The sequence below is a fragment of the Streptomyces sp. NPDC048461 genome, assembly GCF_055587105.1.
Window position 1 is genome coordinate 73,641 of the sequence record NZ_JBVJGW010000014.1, and the last position, 16,187, is coordinate 89,827.

A 16,187-nucleotide genomic window follows, 5' to 3' on the forward strand; every position below is an offset into this window, starting at 1 on the left:
GCCACCGCCCGGATCCGGGTGCGCGGGGCGCGCGACGGCCCGCCGGCGCACTCCCGGCCGGGGAGGGGTGGCCACCGGTCCGCGGGACGGGGATCATGAGGGGACGCCCGCCCGGGCCCCGCGCCCGCCGCACCGAGTCCAGGAGATACGTGTGTCCGCAGCGTCGAGCTATGCGTCCGGTGCCGGTGAAGTCCCCCTGCTGGGAGACACGATCGGCGCGAACCTGGACCGGACCGTGCGCAGGTTCCCCGCGCGCGACGCCCTCGTCGACGTGGCGGCCGGGCGCCGGTGGACGTACGCGGAGCTCGGCGCCGATGTCGACGCCCTCGCGCTCGGGCTGCTGGACCTCGGCATCGTCCGGGGCGACCGGGTCGGCATCTGGGCCCCCAACCGCGCCGAGTGGACGCTCGTGCAGTACGCCACCGCCAAGATCGGCGCGGTCCTGGTCACCGTGAACCCGGCCTACCGCTCGCACGAGTTGGAGTACGTGCTGCGGCAGTCCGGAATCCGGCTGCTCGTCGCGGCCGACCGGTTCAAGACGTCCGACTACGCGGCGATGATCGAGGAGGTCCGGCCGGACTGTCCGGAGCTGGAGTTCACGGCCCTGCTGGACGGACCCGTCTGGGCGTCGCTGCTGGAGCGGGGCCGGCTGGGCGACCCCGCCGACCTCGCCCGGGCGCAGGCCGCGCTGAGCCCCGACGACGCGGTCAACATCCAGTACACCTCCGGGACCACCGGTTTCCCGAAGGGTGCGACCCTCTCGCACCACAACATCCTCAACAATGGTTACTTCACAGGCGAGTTGTGCCACTACACGGAGCAGGACCGGGTCTGCATCCCGGTGCCCTTCTACCACTGCTTCGGCATGGTCATGGGCAACCTGGCCTGCACCAGCCACGGCACCGCGATGGTCATCCCGGCGCCCTCCTTCGACGCGGCGGCCACGCTGGCCGCGGTCGAGGCGGAATCGTGCACCTCGCTGTACGGCGTGCCCACGATGTTCATCGCGGAGCTGGCCGACCCGGGCTTCGACGGCTACGACCTGTCCAGCCTGCGGACGGGGATCATGGCGGGCTCGCCCTGCCCGGTCGAGGTGATGAAGGAGGTCATCGACCGGATGGGCATGGCCGAGGTGGCCATCTGTTACGGGATGACCGAGACCTCCCCCGTCTCGACCCAGACCCGCGCCGACGACTCGGTCGAGCGCCGGGTGTCGACCGTGGGGCGCGTCGGCCCGCACCTGGAGGTGAAGGTGGTCGATCCGGCGTCCGGACGGACGGTGCCCCGCGGGGAGCCCGGTGAGCTGTGCACCCGCGGCTACTCGGTCATGCTCGGCTACTGGGCGGAGCCGGAGCGCACGGCCGAGGCCGTCGACGCCGCGCGCTGGATGCACACGGGCGACCTGGCGGTGATGGACGCCGACGGCTACGTGAGCATCACCGGCCGCATCAAGGACATGGTGATCCGCGGCGGGGAGAACGTCTATCCGCGCGAGGTCGAGGAGTTCCTCCACGCGCACCCCGACGTGCTGGACGTCCAGGTCATCGGGGTGCCCGACCCGAAGTACGGGGAGGAGCTGATGGCGTGGGTGCGGATGCGCGAGGGTGCGCAGCCGCTGACCGCGCAGGCCGTCCGGGAGTTCTGCGCCGGGCGCCTCGCGCACTTCAAGGTGCCGCGCTACGTGCACGTCGTGGACGAGTTCCCCATGACGGTCACCGGCAAGATCCGCAAGATCGAGATGCGGGAGGCGGCCGCCCGGTTGCTGGCGGGTTCCTGAGCGGCCACCGGGCGGTTCCCGGCCCCCGCCGGAGGGCTGCCGGGCCGCCGTGTCCGGACCGGCTCAGCCGCGGGGGGTCAGCTCGGCCATGGCGCTCCAGCCCTGGCCGGGCACCTCGACGTTGATGATCTCCGGGGTCGCGGCGATCGCCCCGGCCAGCGTCTCCATGCCGGCCCGGAAGTGCGCGGACCCCACGTGGGCGGCGCCCGCGTCGGCGTCGGCGAAGGCCTCCAGCAGCGTGTAGCTGTTCGGGTCCTCGACGCTGCGCGACCAGTCGAAGAAGAGGTTGCCCGGCTCGTCGCGGGTGGCGCGGGTGAAGTCCTCGACGAGGGTGAGCCAGTCGTCGCTGTGCTCCGGGCGGACGTCGAACCTGACGGCGATGAAGATCATGCGGGCCAGCCTGCCAGGTGGCGGCCGGCGGCGCACGTCCTGCGGCCGCCTCCCCGGGGCCGGGCTCCGGCTCCGGTCACCCGGCGACGGTGACGACCGTCTTGCCGCGCACCTGTCCCGCCCTCAGGCGGCGTACGGCCTCGGGCACCTCGGCCAGCGGGTGGACCCCGTCGACCGCGGGGGTGAGCGAGCCCGCCTCGATGAACTCCGTGAGGGCCACCAGGTCCGCGTGGCGCACACCGGCCGCGAGCGCCCGGAGCCGGTGGCCGGTGAACGGCGACAGCAGGAGGGCGCGCAGTTGCCGGTCGTTCCCGCCGATCCAGCGGCCGCCGCCCTCGCCGCCGACGATGACGAGGGTGCCGCGGGGGGCGAGGGCCCGGCGCAGGGCGGTGAGGGAGCGGTTGCCCGCGATGTCGAGGACGAGGTCGTAGCGGCGGGCGCCGTCGGTGGGGTCCTGGCTCGTGTAGTCGAGGACCTCGTCGGCGCCGAGCGAGCGGACCAGGTCCGCCTTCCCGGGGCTGCACACGCCGGTGACCCGCGCCCCGAGGGCCTTGGCCAGCTGGACGGCGAAGGTGCCGACCCCGCCCGACGCTCCGAGGACCAGGACGCTCTGGCCCTCGGTGAGCCGGCCGACGTCGCGCAGGGCCTTGAGGGCGGTGCACCCGGAGACGGGAACGGCGGCGGCCTCCTCGAAGCCGAGGGTGGCGGGCTTGGGCGCGAGCTGGTCCTCCTTGGCGCGGGCGTACTCGGCGAACGCGCCGCCGCAGCCGCCGTACACCTCGTCCCCCACCCGCAGCCGGGTCACGCCGGGGCCGACGGCGGCCACGCGTCCGGCGACGTCGATGCCCCGGACCTGGTTGTTGGGCCTGCGCAGCCCGAAGCCCGCGGCGCGGATCAGGTAGGGCATGCCCGCGGTGAGGTGCCAGACCCCGGGGTCCACGCCCGCGGCGTGGACCCGTACGAGGATTTCGCCCCGGCCGGGCACGGGCCGCTCCCGCTCCGCGGGGCGCAGGACGTCGGGCGGTCCGTAGACGTCGTGGACGATCGCCTTCACGGGGTGTCTCCTTCTGGGTCGGGGTACTGGAACACGCTGTCGAGCGGCGCGGCGAACACGCGGGCGATCTGGAAGGCCATCTCCAGGGAGGGCGAGTAGCGGCCCTGCTCGATGGCGATCACGGTCTGGCGGCTGACCCCGATCCGGCGGGCGAGCTCGGCCTGCGTCATCTCGCCGTGGGCGAAGCGCAGGGCGCGGATCGTGTTGGTGACCCTCGTCGACTTCACCACGGGTGGAATCCCAGCCGGTAGGAGACGAGTTTGGCCGCGGAGGAGAGCACGGAGGACAGGACGAACGCCAGGTAGACGGCGTTGGCGATCCAGAACTGCTCGGCGTCGGCCATGGCCAGCAGCAGGCCGGCCACGGCGCCGATCACGACGAAGGACCGGCCGACGTGCTCGCCGAAGCGGTGGATCTCCCGGTCGCGCTGGTCCTTGACGTTCTCCTCGGCGGGCGAGAAGGAGGCGACCACGATGTGCAGGACGATCTGGGCGGCGATCGCCGCCCCGACGGTCCACAGCAGCGCGGCGGCGTAGGGCGCCTCGGCGAGGGGCACGCCCGCCGGCCGGCCGAGCACCAGGACCAGGTACACCGCGTACGCGGCGATGGCGACCACCAGCATGGTCCAGGCGCGTTTCTCTTCGACCGCCACGTCGGCCTCCTCCTGAGGTAAAGAATTCTTGACACTGTGGAGTGTCAAGCAGGAGCGACCTCGTGTCAAGTTTTCTGTACATCGACGGAAGGCCGCCGCAGCCCCGGACGCACGGAAGCCGCCCCGGCTCCCGTGCACGGCACGGGAGCCGGGGCGGCTACGGCGGCGGGTCCGCCCGGAGATCAGTCCAGGCCGAGCAGCCGGCCCAGCACCTCGTGGAGAACGGCCTCCGGATCCCCCACGGCCTCCGTGACCCGCCAGGCCACGAAGCCGTCCGGGCGGACGAGGACCGCGCCGGACGGGGTCGAGCCGTGGACCGCGGCCCAGTCCGCCCCGTCCTCCGGGGTCAGGTCGGCATCGGGCCCGGCGCCGAGGGCGTACGCCTCCAGCGGCGTGCCCGTCCGGGCGGCGACCCGGCGGGCGGCGTCGCGCCAGGGCGTGCCCTCGGAGGCGAGCAGCACGAAGGACCGCTCGTACAGGTCGACGGTGGACGTGCGCCCGTCGGGCCCGGTCAGCCACAGGTGCGGGGCCCGGGTTCCGGGGTCGCCCGACAGCTGCAGCCGCTCCGGGACCACCGGCTGCGCCGGGTCGGTGCCCAGGACGGCGCCCCGGGTGTAGCGGTAGCCCATGGCCACCTTCAGGACCCCGCCCGGCCGGGCGCCGCGCGCGTCGGGGGCGGGCTCGTACCCGGGGTGGCTGTGCTCCGCCGAGCGGGCCGAGGCGCGCTCGCTCGTCGCCCGCGCCACCGGCAGCCGCTCGGCCTCGTACGAGTCGAGCAGCCGCGGTCCGGCCGTTCCGTTCAGCACCGCGGCGAGCTTCCAGGCCAGGTTGTGGGCGTCCTGGATCCCCGTGTTGGAGCCGAACGCCCCGGTCGGGGACATCTCGTGGGCGGAGTCGCCCGCGAGGAAGACCCGGCCCGACCCGTACCGCTGCGCGACCCGCTCGGCGGCGTGCCAGGGGGCCTTGCCGGTGATCTCGACGTCCAGGTCGGGGGCGCCGATCGCGCGACGGATGTGCGCGGCGCAGCGCTCGTCGGTGAAGTCCTCCATGGTCTCGCCGCGGTCGGGGTGCCACGGCGCGTGGAAGACCCACCGCTCGGCGTTGTCGACGGGGAGCAGCGCCCCGTCCGCCTCGGGCTTCGTGAGGTAGCACACGATGAAGCGCCGGTCGCCGACCACTTCCGCGAGTCCGCGGGAGCGGAAGGTGATGCTCACGTTGTGGAAGAGGTCGCCGGAACCGGTCTGGCCGATGCGCAGCTGCTCCCGTACGGGGCTGCGCGGGCCGTCGGCGGCGACCAGGTAGTCCGCGCGCACCGTGAGGTGCTCCCCGGTGTCCCGGTTCTTCATCCGCGCGGTCACGCCGGTCTCGTCGGGGTCGAAGGACTGGAGCTCGGTGGCGTACCGCAGGTCGGCGCCGAGCGTGGGGGTCACGGACATCAGGACCGGCTCGATGTCGTTCTGGCTGCACAGGCACCACGCCGAGGGGCTGAAGCGCGCGAGCGCTCCCCCGGGGTCGATCTCCTCGAACAGCCATTCCGAGTCGTCACCGGTCAGGGAGCCGCCCTGCAGGATGCCGTGGTTGTCGGACAGGACCGAGGCGGCGTCCCGGATCCGTCCCTCGACGCCCGCGACCCGGAACAGCTCCATCGTCCGTACGTTGATGCCGCGTCCGCGCGGGTGCAGCGAGGTGCCCCCGTGCTTCTCGACCAGCATGTGCCTGATGCCGTGGCGGCCCAGGAACAGCGAGGTGCACAGGCCCACCAGGGAGCCGCCCACGATGAGGACGGGCACGTGGTGGTCGACGTTTTCCTTCATGGCTTCCTTCATGCCCGGTGCGGGGGGTCTTCCCTCGCCCGTTCACCCGCATGGTTCTCCCCTCTCGCGCCGATCGCACTACCGGATCACGATCGGTTCGGGTGGCGCCACCCGCGTTCCGGGGGGCTGACCGACCGCATCCGCAGGTGGATCACCCAGGCGGATGCCACCGAGGACCGACGACGCCCCAGGGAATGCGGCGACCACGTGGTCTCGAAGGAGTGAGAACGATGACGACCTTGTCGGAACGGATATCCCAGTCCGCCTTCGACGACTCCCGGCTGCGGGTCGTACTGCTGCTGGACCTCTACGACGGGGCCCAGACCCAGTTCCTGGAGGTGTACGAGCAGCTGCGCAGGCAGGTCTCGTCCGTCCCGGGGCACATCAGCGACGAACTGTGCCAGTCGATCGAGAACCCCTCCCAGTGGCTGATCACGAGCGAGTGGGAGAGCGCCCAGCCCTTCCTCGCCTGGGTGAGCAGCGAGGCGCACGTCGCGACGGTCCAACCGCTCCACGGGTGCGTGCGCGACACCCGCTCCCTGCGCTTCAGCGTGCTGCGGGAGACCGGCAAGCCGTCGCCTCCGGAGCCCCCCGGCGCCTTCCCCGGCGCTGCGGGAACGGACGCCGCCGAGCGCCGTGACGGCCGGCTGCAGGCCACCCCCCGGCGCGGGGACGGCGTGGTGCGCCACGCCCTGACCTTCACCGTGAAGCCGGGCAGCGAGGCCGTGGTCGCGAAGCTGCTGGCCGGGTACACGTCCCCGCAGGCCCGGGTCGACGAGCACACCCGGCTGCGCCGCACCTCGCTGTTCATGCACGGCAACCGCGTCGTACGGACGGTCGAAGTGGAGGGGGACCTCCTCGCGGCGCTGCGCCACGTGGCCCAACAGCCCGAGGTCAGGGCGGTCGAGGAGGCCGTCAACCCGTACCTGGAGCAGGACCGTGACCTGACCGACCCGGGATCGGCGCGGGTGTTCTTCACCCGCGCGGCGCTCCCGGCGGTGCACCACGTGGCCGCCGGCGGCCGGGAACTCGCGGACCTGCGGCGGCACGCGCTCTTCTACCCCGCCAAGAACGGGTGCGGCTCGGCCCTCGCCCGGCTGCTGGCCGGCCAGGACGAGGCGGCCGTGGACGATCCGGCCAGCCCCATCGAGGCCAGCACGGTCTTCCAGCGCGACGACGTCGTCGTCCGGCTCCTCGATCTGAGCGGCCCGATCGACGCGCGGCCCGCCCACACGCTGGGCGTCCAGGGCGGCCACAAGGCGGCCGTCCTCGCCCGGCTCCTCGACAGCGCCACGGACGGCGTACCCACCACCGACGAGGAGATCTCCCGATTCCTGGCGCGCTCCGAGATGCGCCTGATCACCGACCGGCGCCCGCCGGCGCAATCCTGAGGAGAGACACGCCATGACCGTACAGCTCACCATCGAGGAACTGGCCGTGCTGATGAAGAAGGGCGCGGGCATCACCGTGGACCCCGTCGCCATGGCGAACCGCCCCGACTCCGGCTTCGACGAGTGGGGCCTCGACTCCCTCGGGCTCCTCGGCATCGTCGGCGAGCTGGAGAACCGGCACAGCCGGCCCCTGCCGCCCGACGCGGACCGCTGCAAGTCGCCGCGGGAGTTCATCGACCTGGTCAACAGCTCCCTGCCGGCGGGGAGCTGAGCGGCGGGTCGGCTCCCGGCGCACGTGCCACCACGCCCCGGGACCGGCGCGACGCCGGTCCCGGGGCGTGGTGACAGCCGTGGTGACAGCCGTGGAAGCCGGCGCCGGCCCGGGGCCGCCCTACCCGGGCACGGTGCACTCGAAGGCGTGCAGGTACGCGTTGACCGGCCGGACCTCGCCGACCGTCAGACCCGCCTCGGTCATCCGCGCGACCAGGCTCGCCTTGGTGTGCTTGGCACCGCCGACGTTGAGCAGGAGCAGCAGGTCCATGGCGGTGGTGAACTTCATCGACGGGCTGTCGTCCACCAGGTTCTCGATGACGACGACCCTGGCGCCGGGCCGGGCCGCGCCGAGGACGTTGCGCAGGGTCCTGCGCGTGCTCTCGTCGTCCCACTCCAGGATGTTCTTGATGATGTAGAGGTCCGCTTCGACGGGGATGGCCTCGCGGCAGTCCCCGGGAACGATGCCGGCCCGGTCGGCGAGGGGTCCGCCGTCCCGCAGCCGGGGGTCGGCCTTGGCCACGACGCCCGGCAGGTCGAGCAGGACGCCCCGTACCTGCGGGTGCTTCTCCAGCAGGCTCGCCAGGACGTGTCCCTGGCCGCCTCCGATGTCCGCGACCACAGAGACGCCGGTGAGGTCGAGGAGCTCCGCGACGTCCAGCGCCGACTGCGTGCTGGAGGTGGTCATCGCCCGGTTGAAGACGTGGGCCGACTCGTGCGCGTCCTGGTGCAGGTACTCGAAGAACCCCTTGCCGTAGAGGTCCTGGAAGACGCTCGCGCCGGAACGCACCGCGTCGTCGAGCCGGGGCCAGGCCTCCCAGGTCCACGGCTCCGTGCACCACAGGGAGATGTAGCGCAGGCTGTGCGGGTCGTCCTCGCGCAGCAGCCGCGACATCTCGGTGTGGACGAAGCCGCCGTCCTCCGTCTCCGCGAAGATCCCGTAGCAGGTCAGGGCGCGGAGCAGGCGGTGCAGGGGCTGCGGCTCGGCGTCCACCGCCGCCGCGAGCTCGGCCGCGGTGGCGGGCGCGTCGCCCAGGGCGTCGGCGACGCCGAGGCGGGCCGCCGCGCGGACGGCGGCCGCGCACGCGGCGCCGAAGACGAGCTCCCGCAGCCGCATGGCCGGCTGGGGGGTGTGGGCGGGGGCGGGAACGGCGGGGGTGGTGGCGGGGGTGGTGCTCAGCGTGGTCATACGGCCTCATTCCTCCGGGGAACGGGAAGCGACGGGAGACGGGGGGTCAGCACATGCCCGCGGGCGCGGAGACCTGGCAGCGGTTGCCGAGGAACTTGTTGCCGCTTCCGGTTCCCTGGTTGGCCAGGTCGGCGGGCTTGTTTCCCGTCACGACGTTGTCCTTGACGACGTTGTCGGTGTTCTGGGCTCCGACGAAGCTCTTGAACAGCAGGATTCCGCCGGAGATCGGCGCGGCGCCCACGTTGTCCCGGACGGAGTTGCCCCGGATGACCGTCTCCTCCGCGCCCGTGAGGACGATGCCGGCACCCTGGATGTCCGGGAGGCGGCTGTTGCCGCGGCAGAACTTGTTGTTCGCGTGGATGCGGTTGCCGCGGATGGTCATGTCGCCGGCGCCTGGGTCGCCCTCGTCGCCGACGACGAACACGCCGCCGCAGTTGCCGGTGAGGACGTTGTCGCTGACGGAGAGGTTCCGGACTCGCCTGACCGTCACTCCGATCCGGTTGCCGGTCAGCGTGTTGTCGCGGACCACGGCGCCCCGGGTGTCGGTGGCCCCGCCCTCGCGGTCGATGGTGTTCGCCAGGAAGATCCCGGACTCCGCGTTGTCCCGGGCCGTGTTGGAGCGGAACACCCCGCGCGTGGACCGCTCCTGTGCGATGCCCCAGGTGCCGTTCTTCTCCGCGGTGACCCGCTCGACGCGCATCCGGTCGGTGCGGGTGGCCCAGATGCCGCTCTTCTTGAAGCCCGTCAGCGTCAGGGAGCGGATGGTCACCCGGTCGACGGTCTTCTCGGCCGCTCCTATGACGCAGATGCCGTTGCCGGACGCCGCGCAGGCGCTGTCCGCGCGGGCCGTGCCCGGGGCCGGCGGCGCGATCACCGTCGTGGCGCCCGCTCCCCGCAGGGTCAGGGGCTTGGTGATGTTCACGCTCTCGTGGTAGGTGCCGGCCAGCACGAAGATGCTGTCTCCCGGCCGTGCGGCGTCCACCGCTTCCTGGATCGACTCGCCCGGATGCACCGTGTGGCCGGCGGCGGCCGCGGGCGGCGCGACCACGCCGAGGCCGGCGGCCATGACGACGGTCATGCATGCGAGGCTGTTGAACTGTCGGTTCGTCACCTTGCCGAAGCTAGGGGCGATCACCCCGGCCCGCCACACCGGGTGGGCGTATGGATACACGACGCGGGCAAACGGCTCCATTTCGGCGCCCGGAGGAGTGGCCCGGGCCACGGCCGGTCCGCTGCCGGCCGCGGGGGCCGGCGCACGCCCGGAGCCGTTGACCGCACCCCGGGTACGGGCCTGGTCGCGGGGGGTTTCCCGGCGGGGCCGGCCGAGGGGCAACGGGAAACCCGTCGACCCCCGTGGGCTGCCGGGACAGGCTGAAGGCGTCAGCACGAGGCAAGACCCACAAGGGGAAATCATGCGCAAGATGTTCCGCGGCGCCGCCGCCGTCGCCACTGCCGCCGTCGCCGTGATCGCGCTCGGCGGGACCGTCGAGGCGAAGCCCGCCGACGCGTGGGCCGGCTGCCCGGACGGGGCGGTCTGCATCTACCCCCAGGACCAGAACCCGGCCGTGAAGCCGACCCACGTCTTCTACAAGTACGGGGCCCACAACCTGAGCAACCAGTTCGGCCGCCACTGGGTGCTCAACAACCAGTACGGCGGTGCCACCGCGAACCTCTGCACCGGCTACAACGGCGCGGGCTGCGGCGGCTCCATCGCCGCGAAGACGGGTGTCTACGCCGACCTCGGGCCGATCAACTCGATCCGGCTGAACCCGTAGCACCCGGCCCCGGAGGGACAGGTTCCGGAGTCGCCCGGCCGCGGCTCCGGACGTTCCTGTTCTCGTCATACCGGGTGAAGGAACCGGCTCCCCGTCACGCCCCCGCTGTAGCCTGGACGCTGCCATCTCGCAGCCTGGGCGCACTCTGCCATGGGGGATGTTTTGGGGGATCCGGATCCGGACCACCGGCAGAACACCGACACCACCGACACCACCGACACCACCCACACGTCGGACACCACCGACGCCTCGGCCACCACCGGGGTCTGCGGCGGGAACTCCGCCGCCTTCCCCGCACGGCTGCGGAGCCTGCGCGGGGAGCGCGGCCTGTCGCTCGCCGATCTGGCCCGCCGCACGCACTACAGCAAGGGCTACCTCAGCAAGATCGAGACCGGCGCGAAGCCCGCGAACCCCGACGTCGCGCGGCGCTGCGACGAGGTACTGGGTGCCGGGGGCGAACTGCTGCGGCTGGTCCGGGAGACGGGCCCGGCGGACGCCGTGCCCGGCCCGCGGCCCGCGGGGGCGGCCGGGTCCCGGACCGCCGGCGACTGCCCGTACCGGGGGCTGCCCGCCTTCACGGCGCGGGACACGGAGTGGTTCTTCGGCCGGGAGCGGGCGACGGCGGAACTCGTCGAGCGGGTCTTCGAGCGCGTCGGCAGCGGGCCGCTCCTCCTCGTCGCACCCTCCGGGGCGGGCAAGACCTCCCTGCTCAACGCCGGTCTCGTACCGGCCTTCGGGCGTGCCGGAGGGTTTCCGATGCCGGGCGCCGACGCGTGGCCGGTGGTCCGGTTCACGCCGACCGCGCATCCGCTGGCGGAGCTGCTGGACCGCGCCGCGAAGGTGCTGGGCGGCGATCCGGGGATCACCGTACGGGACGTTGCCGAGCGGCCCGAGGCGCTGCTGGAGGCCGTCAGCCGGTGGGCGGGGGACGCTCGTCCGGGTGATTCCGGTCCGGATGGTGCCCCGTCACGTCCGGTGCGGCCGGTGCGGCCGGTGCTGCTCGTCGACCAGTTCGAGGAGCTGTTCACCCTCTGTTCCGACGAGGACGAGCGCCGGGCCTTCGTACGGGTGCTCTCCGCCGTGTCGTCCGCCTCCCGGGCGGCGGCCGCCGGGCAGGACCCCGCCGTCGTCGTGCTGGGCGTACGGGCCGACTTCTCCGGCACCTGCATGGAGCTCCCGGAGCTCGCCTCGGCCTTCACCGAGGGCCTGTTCGTCCTGCCCCCGATGTCCGTGGCGGAGCTGCGGGAGTCCGTCACGCGCCCGGCGGAGCTCGCCGGGGTCACGCTGGAACCCGGCCTGGTCCCGCTGTTGCTGCGCGACGCCGGACTGCGCGACGGCGCCTCCGAGCGCACCCCCTCGGGCGCGCTGCCGCTGGTCTCCCACACCCTGCGGGCCACCTGGCAGGAGCGTACGGGCGACACGCTGACCGTCGCCGGGTACGAACGGGCCGGCGGGATCCAGGGGGCGGTCGCGCGCACGGCCGAGACCGTGTTCGCCCGGCTCTACCCGGCCGAGCAGAAGACGATCCGCCGCGTCCTGGTCCGTCTGGTGCACGTCGCCGACGGCGCGGGCCCGACGCGCCGCCGGGTCGCCCGGACCGCCCTGCTGGGGCCGGCGGACGGGGCGGACCGGGCCGCGGCCGCGTTGGACCCCTTCGTCCGGGCCCGGCTGGTCACCATGGACCGGGACACCGTGGAGATCACCCACGAGGCGCTGCTGCACGCCTGGCCGCGGCTGCGCGGCTGGATCCACGCCGACCGCGCCGGTCTGCTGGTCCACCAGCAACTGGCCCACGCGGCCGCCGAATGGGAGCGCGAGGGGCGCGACGCCTCCGCCCTCTACCGCGGGACCCGGCTGGACACCGCGCGTTCCTGGGCGGAGGAGCTGGACGGCCGGAGCCTGCTGGGCCCCCCGGAGGAGGCCTTCCTGCGGGCCAGCCAGGACGTGGAGGACGGCCGGCAGCGCCACGCGCGGCGTCAGGTCCGGCTCCGGCAGCGGATGCTGGCGACGCTGCTGGTCCTGCTGGTCCTCGCGGTGGGCGCGGGCGGACTGGCGTACCAGGAGGGCACGGCCGCGCTCGGGCAGGAGCGCGTGGCCCGTTCGCGGGCCCTGGCCCTGCAGTCCGCGGCGCTCGCCGCCGGACAGCCGGAGGGGTCGATGCTGCTGGCCGGGCAGGCGTACCGGACCGAGCCGACCGCCGAGGCCCGGGGCGCACTGCTGAGCACGCAGTCCCAGCCGTTCGTCGGCCGTCTGGGCGGGCACGACGGACCGGTCAACGCGCTGGCGTTCTCCCCCGACGACTCCCTGCTGGCGACGGCCGGTTCCGACGGGCGGGTGGTGGTGCGCCGGCTGTCCGACCGCCGCACGACGGCGACCCACACGCTGCCCGGACGGGTGCGTGCCGTCGCCTTCGGCCCCGGCGGCCGTACGCTCGCGGCCGCTTCCGCGGACGCGCCCGCGCGGGTGTGGGACACCACCGGGCGGGCGGCGCCGGTCGTGCTCCCGGCGCTCACGGCGGGCGCCCGCGCCCTGGCCTTCGCGCCCGACGGGCGGACCCTGGCCGTCGCGGCCTCCGACGGGACGGTCCTGCTGTGGGAGACCGGCGGGGAGCACCGGGTCGTGGGGACGCTGACGGGGCACACCGGGCGGGTCAACGCGCTGGCGTACGCGCCGGACGGCCGGACGCTGGTGACGGCCGGCGCGGACCGGACCGTACGGCTGTGGGACCCGGCCCCGGACCCCGGCCGGCAGCGGTCGGACCCCCGCGGGACGGCCGTCCTGTCCGGGCACACCGACGAGGTGCTGGGGGCGGCGTTCGCCCCGGACGGGCGGACGGTCGCCACCGGGGGCGTCGACCGGACCGTGCGGCTGTGGGACGTGGCGGGCCGCAGGTCGGCGGCGACGCTGAGCGGGCACAGCGACGACGTCAACGGGGTCGCGTACACGCCCGACGGGACGACGGTGGTCAGCGCGGGCGGCGACGGGACGACCCGGCTGTGGGACGTGCGCGGCGGCCGGCCGACGGCGACGTTCGCGGGGCACACCGACTACGTGCTCGGCGTGGCCGTGGACTCCGGCGGAACGCTGCTGGCCACGGCCGGGTTCGACCAGTCGGTGGTGCTGTGGGACCTGCGGGGGCCGGTGCTGACCGCGCGCCCGTTCACGGAGATCTGGCACGCGGCGTACAGCCGGGACGGAAAGCTGCTGGCCACGGCGCAGGCGGACCACACGGTGCGGCTGTGGGACGTGGCGGGGCGCCGGGTCGTGGCCACCTTCACCGGGCACGGCGAGACCGTGTTCTCGGTGGCCTTCTCGCCCGACGGGAGAACGCTGGCCTCGGCCGGGTCGGACGGCACGGTCCGGCTGTGGGACGTGGCCGCGCGCGCCGCGGCCGCGACCCTCACCAGCCTGGGCGGGACGGTGTTCTCGGTGGCCTTCTCGCCCGACGGCAGAACGCTGGCCTCGGCCGGGTCGGACGGGACGATCCGACTGTGGGACGTGGCCGCGCGCCGTCCGCTGGCCCTCCTCGCCGGGCACACGGACTTCGCCAACGACGTGGCGTTCAGCCCCGACGGGCGCACCCTGGCGAGCGCCGGTGACGATCTGACGGTACGTCTGTGGGACGTCGCGGCGCGCAGCCCCCTGGACACGCTGACGGGCCATACGGGCGCGGTCCGCGCCGTGGCCTTCAGCCCGGACGGGCGGACGCTCGCCAGCAGCGGCAACGACGGCACCGTACGGCTGTGGGACGCCCGGAGCCACCGCTTCGAGGCGGCCCTGTCCGGGCACACCGGCTCCGCGCGGGGCATCGCCTTCTCCCCCGACGGCCGGACCCTGGCGAGCAGCGGCAACGACCGTACGGTGCGGCTCTGGGACGTGCCCGGACGGCGGGCGCTGGCGGCGCTGGCCGGGCACGGGAACGCGGTGTGGGGGGTCGCGTTCGCCCCCGGCGGCCGGACCGTCGCCAGCAGCAGCACCGACGGCACCGTACGGCTGTGGGACCTGGACGTACGGGCCCGGCTGGCCGAGCTGTGCCGGCTGGCCGCGGACGGCGCGCAGCGCGAACACCGGGCTCCGGTGCCCGGGGTGGCCGTCTCCCGGGACCCGGGCTGCCCGCGGGGCTGAACACGGCCCCCGGGCGGGATCCGGTGAACGCCCTGCTCGGCGGGGGTTTCCCGGGGTGTTTCCCGTTGCCCGTCCGGACAGGACCGCGCCCGCCCCTCCCCGGGCGGTGGGTGCGGCGCGCAGGCTGCTGCCATCCCACCGCACCACGAATCGAGGTCCTCCCATGGTCCACCGTCGATCCGGACCGGCGGGCGCGGTCGCCGCGTTGCTGGCCGTCCTGCTCTGGGCGCCGGCCCCGCCGGCCGCGGCCGCCGCGGGCGGCGCGCCCGTCGGGGCCTGCGCCGTCCTCGCCCCGGGGGCCTCGCCGGCCGCCGAGCGGGCGGTCGCCGCGGCCTGCGCCCAGGTCGACGCCGACGTCTGGTACACGTGGGGCGGCGGCCACGGCGCCCGCCCGGGCCCCACGTACGGGCAGGTCGATCCGACCGACCCGGCCAGCGAACACGATCCCGAGCGGCTGGGCTTCGACTGTTCGGGCCTGGTCCGGCACGCCTGGGCGCAGGCGGCCGGGGCGGACGTCCTGAACGGGGTGGCGAGCGCGCAGTACTACACGACGCGCGCCGCCGCCCGCTTCGGCGCCGACCGGGGCCTGGCCCCGCTGCTCCCGGGGGACCTGCTGGTCTGGGGCACCCGGCAGGACCTGCACCACATCGCCGTCTACCTCGGCGCGGGCAAGATGGCCGAGGCGCGGCAGTCCGGCACCAAGCTGATGGTCAGCGACGTCCGGCTGGGCGGCGACTACCACGGCGCCGTGCGCATCGATCCCGGGCCGGTGACCGGACACGTGTTCACGACCTGGGGCACGGGGGTGTGGACCAAGGCGGAACCGTCGGTGAGGGCCGCCCGCGTGTACGCCTTCCCCGGCCCGACGAAGATCCGCGTCGGCTGCCAGAAGCACGCGGAGCCGGTCACCTCCGACGGGTACACGAACGACGTGTGGTCCTACCTCCCCGACTACGGGGCGTGGATGACGAACATCTACGTCCAGGGGCCGGAGTGGCTGCCGGGGGTGCCCGACTGCGCCGACGCCGGGGCTCCCCAGGGAGGAGCCACGGGGCCCTGAGCGGCGGCGACGGCGACGGCGACGGGGCCGGTGGTCGGTCAGGACCCGGCGATGACCAGGAGCGTGCGGGCCCCGCCCGGGCCGCCCAGGCGGCACCGGTGCGGGACCTCGCCGCGGTGGTGGGCGCTCTGGCCCGCCCGCAGGGCCAGCGGTTCCTCGCCCTCGACCTCCAGGATGATCTCGCCCTCCAGGACGTACAGGAAGTCCTCGCCGGGGTGTTCGAACCAGCCGCGCTCGCCCCGGCCGGGCTCGAAGTGGTGCTCGTACGCCTCCATCTGCGTGCTCCGCCCGCCGGGGATCAGCACGCGGGCGGTCTGTCCCGCCGCCTCGTTCACCCGGATCACCTGCGGGTCGCTCTCGTGGCTGACCGCGCCGGGCCGGGCGGGGGGCCGCAGGAAGGTCCCGGGGGCGACGTCCAGCGCCTCGGCGATCCGGTAGATCGAGCTGAGGCTGGGCGTGGCGAGGCCGCGCTCCAGCTGGCTGAGGAAGGGCTGGGAGAGGCCGGAGCGGGTGGCGAGGACGGCCATGGAGACGCCGCGCTGCTTGCGGCAGCCGCGGATCACCCGCCCGACCTCGATCGCTTCGGGCGTGGGTTCGGGTCGAGACACGCAGGTGAACGTACCCCATCGTGATCGGGCGGCCGGAGGGCCCGGAGAGGTTTCGCACCGCTGCAACACTCCCGTCATAAGC

General features: G+C 74.2%; 14 protein-coding genes. 6 read left to right on the forward strand and 8 right to left on the reverse strand.

Features of this window, described 5'->3' with window-relative positions; genetic code table 11:
* The first annotated feature begins 151 nt into the window (after nt 1–151).
* Complete coding sequence (locus tag ACZ6S8_RS23770) at nt 152–1,777, forward strand: AMP-binding protein (protein ID WP_469458799.1); 1,626 nt, start codon at nt 152–154, stop codon at nt 1,775–1,777.
* Nucleotides 1,778–1,840: 63 nt separating this feature from the next.
* On the opposite strand, the gene ACZ6S8_RS23775 is transcribed toward ACZ6S8_RS23770, so the two are convergent.
* The 5 genes from ACZ6S8_RS23775 to ACZ6S8_RS23795 form a co-directional block, all read right to left on the reverse strand.
* Complete coding sequence (locus ACZ6S8_RS23775) at nt 1,841–2,167, reverse strand: putative quinol monooxygenase (RefSeq protein WP_469458801.1); 327 nt, start codon at nt 2,165–2,167, stop codon at nt 1,841–1,843.
* Nucleotides 2,168–2,243: 76 nt separating this feature from the next.
* Nucleotides 2,244–3,221: an NAD(P)-dependent alcohol dehydrogenase gene (locus ACZ6S8_RS23780; protein WP_469458803.1), complete on the reverse strand. Its 978-nt coding sequence runs from the start codon at nt 3,219–3,221 to the stop codon at nt 2,244–2,246.
* Entirely contained in the window at nt 3,218–3,451 is a 234-nt protein-coding gene (locus ACZ6S8_RS23785; RefSeq protein ID WP_267718979.1) for a helix-turn-helix transcriptional regulator, read from the reverse strand. The genes ACZ6S8_RS23780 and ACZ6S8_RS23785 overlap by 4 nt, the downstream gene beginning before the upstream one ends.
* Complete coding sequence (locus ACZ6S8_RS23790; RefSeq protein ID WP_469458805.1) at nt 3,445–3,873, reverse strand: hypothetical protein; 429 nt, start codon at nt 3,871–3,873, stop codon at nt 3,445–3,447. Before ACZ6S8_RS23790 ends, ACZ6S8_RS23785 begins: the two co-directional genes overlap by 7 nt.
* Before the next feature lie 182 nt (nt 3,874–4,055).
* On the reverse strand, nt 4,056–5,687 hold the full coding sequence (locus tag ACZ6S8_RS23795; RefSeq protein WP_469458807.1) for an FAD-dependent oxidoreductase: 1,632 nt from the start codon (nt 5,685–5,687) through the stop codon (nt 4,056–4,058).
* 230 nt (nt 5,688–5,917) lie between these two features.
* Here ACZ6S8_RS23795 and ACZ6S8_RS23800 point away from each other — a divergent pair, with 230 nt between their 5' ends.
* Both ACZ6S8_RS23800 and ACZ6S8_RS23805 read left to right on the forward strand, forming a co-directional pair.
* Entirely contained in the window at nt 5,918–7,078 is a 1,161-nt protein-coding gene (locus ACZ6S8_RS23800) for a SchA/CurD-like domain-containing protein (protein WP_469458809.1), read from the forward strand.
* Nucleotides 7,079–7,091: 13 nt separating this feature from the next.
* Entirely contained in the window at nt 7,092–7,349 is a 258-nt protein-coding gene (locus tag ACZ6S8_RS23805; RefSeq protein ID WP_469458811.1) for an acyl carrier protein, read from the forward strand.
* A 120-nt stretch (nt 7,350–7,469) separates the two neighbouring features.
* Here the strand turns inward: ACZ6S8_RS23805 and ACZ6S8_RS23810 are convergent, their stop codons facing one another.
* The gene (locus tag ACZ6S8_RS23810) at nt 7,470–8,537 is read right to left on the reverse strand and encodes a methyltransferase (RefSeq protein ID WP_469458813.1); all 1,068 of its coding nucleotides are present in this window, start codon (nt 8,535–8,537) and stop codon (nt 7,470–7,472) included.
* Nucleotides 8,538–8,583: 46 nt separating this feature from the next.
* A complete protein-coding gene (locus ACZ6S8_RS23815; RefSeq protein ID WP_469458814.1) occupies nt 8,584–9,648 on the reverse strand; it encodes a right-handed parallel beta-helix repeat-containing protein in 1,065 nt (354 codons plus the stop codon).
* 301 nt (nt 9,649–9,949) lie between these two features.
* Here ACZ6S8_RS23815 and ACZ6S8_RS23820 point away from each other — a divergent pair, with 301 nt between their 5' ends.
* The 3 genes from ACZ6S8_RS23820 to ACZ6S8_RS23830 all read left to right on the forward strand — a co-directional run bounded on the left by ACZ6S8_RS23820 (nt 9,950) and on the right by ACZ6S8_RS23830 (nt 15,497).
* On the forward strand, nt 9,950–10,312 hold the full coding sequence (locus tag ACZ6S8_RS23820) for a hypothetical protein (protein ID WP_469458816.1): 363 nt from the start codon (nt 9,950–9,952) through the stop codon (nt 10,310–10,312).
* Between the two features lie 150 nt (nt 10,313–10,462).
* Nucleotides 10,463–14,437: an nSTAND1 domain-containing NTPase gene (locus ACZ6S8_RS23825; RefSeq protein ID WP_469458818.1), complete on the forward strand. Its 3,975-nt coding sequence runs from the start codon at nt 10,463–10,465 to the stop codon at nt 14,435–14,437.
* A 163-nt stretch (nt 14,438–14,600) separates the two neighbouring features.
* Nucleotides 14,601–15,497: a C40 family peptidase gene (locus ACZ6S8_RS23830; protein ID WP_469458820.1), complete on the forward strand. Its 897-nt coding sequence runs from the start codon at nt 14,601–14,603 to the stop codon at nt 15,495–15,497.
* A gap of 38 nt (nt 15,498–15,535) precedes the next feature.
* Here ACZ6S8_RS23830 and ACZ6S8_RS23835 read toward each other — a convergent pair whose 3' ends face one another.
* A complete protein-coding gene (locus ACZ6S8_RS23835; RefSeq protein ID WP_469458822.1) occupies nt 15,536–16,105 on the reverse strand; it encodes a helix-turn-helix domain-containing protein in 570 nt (189 codons plus the stop codon).
* Between the last annotated feature and the right edge of the window lie 82 nt (nt 16,106–16,187).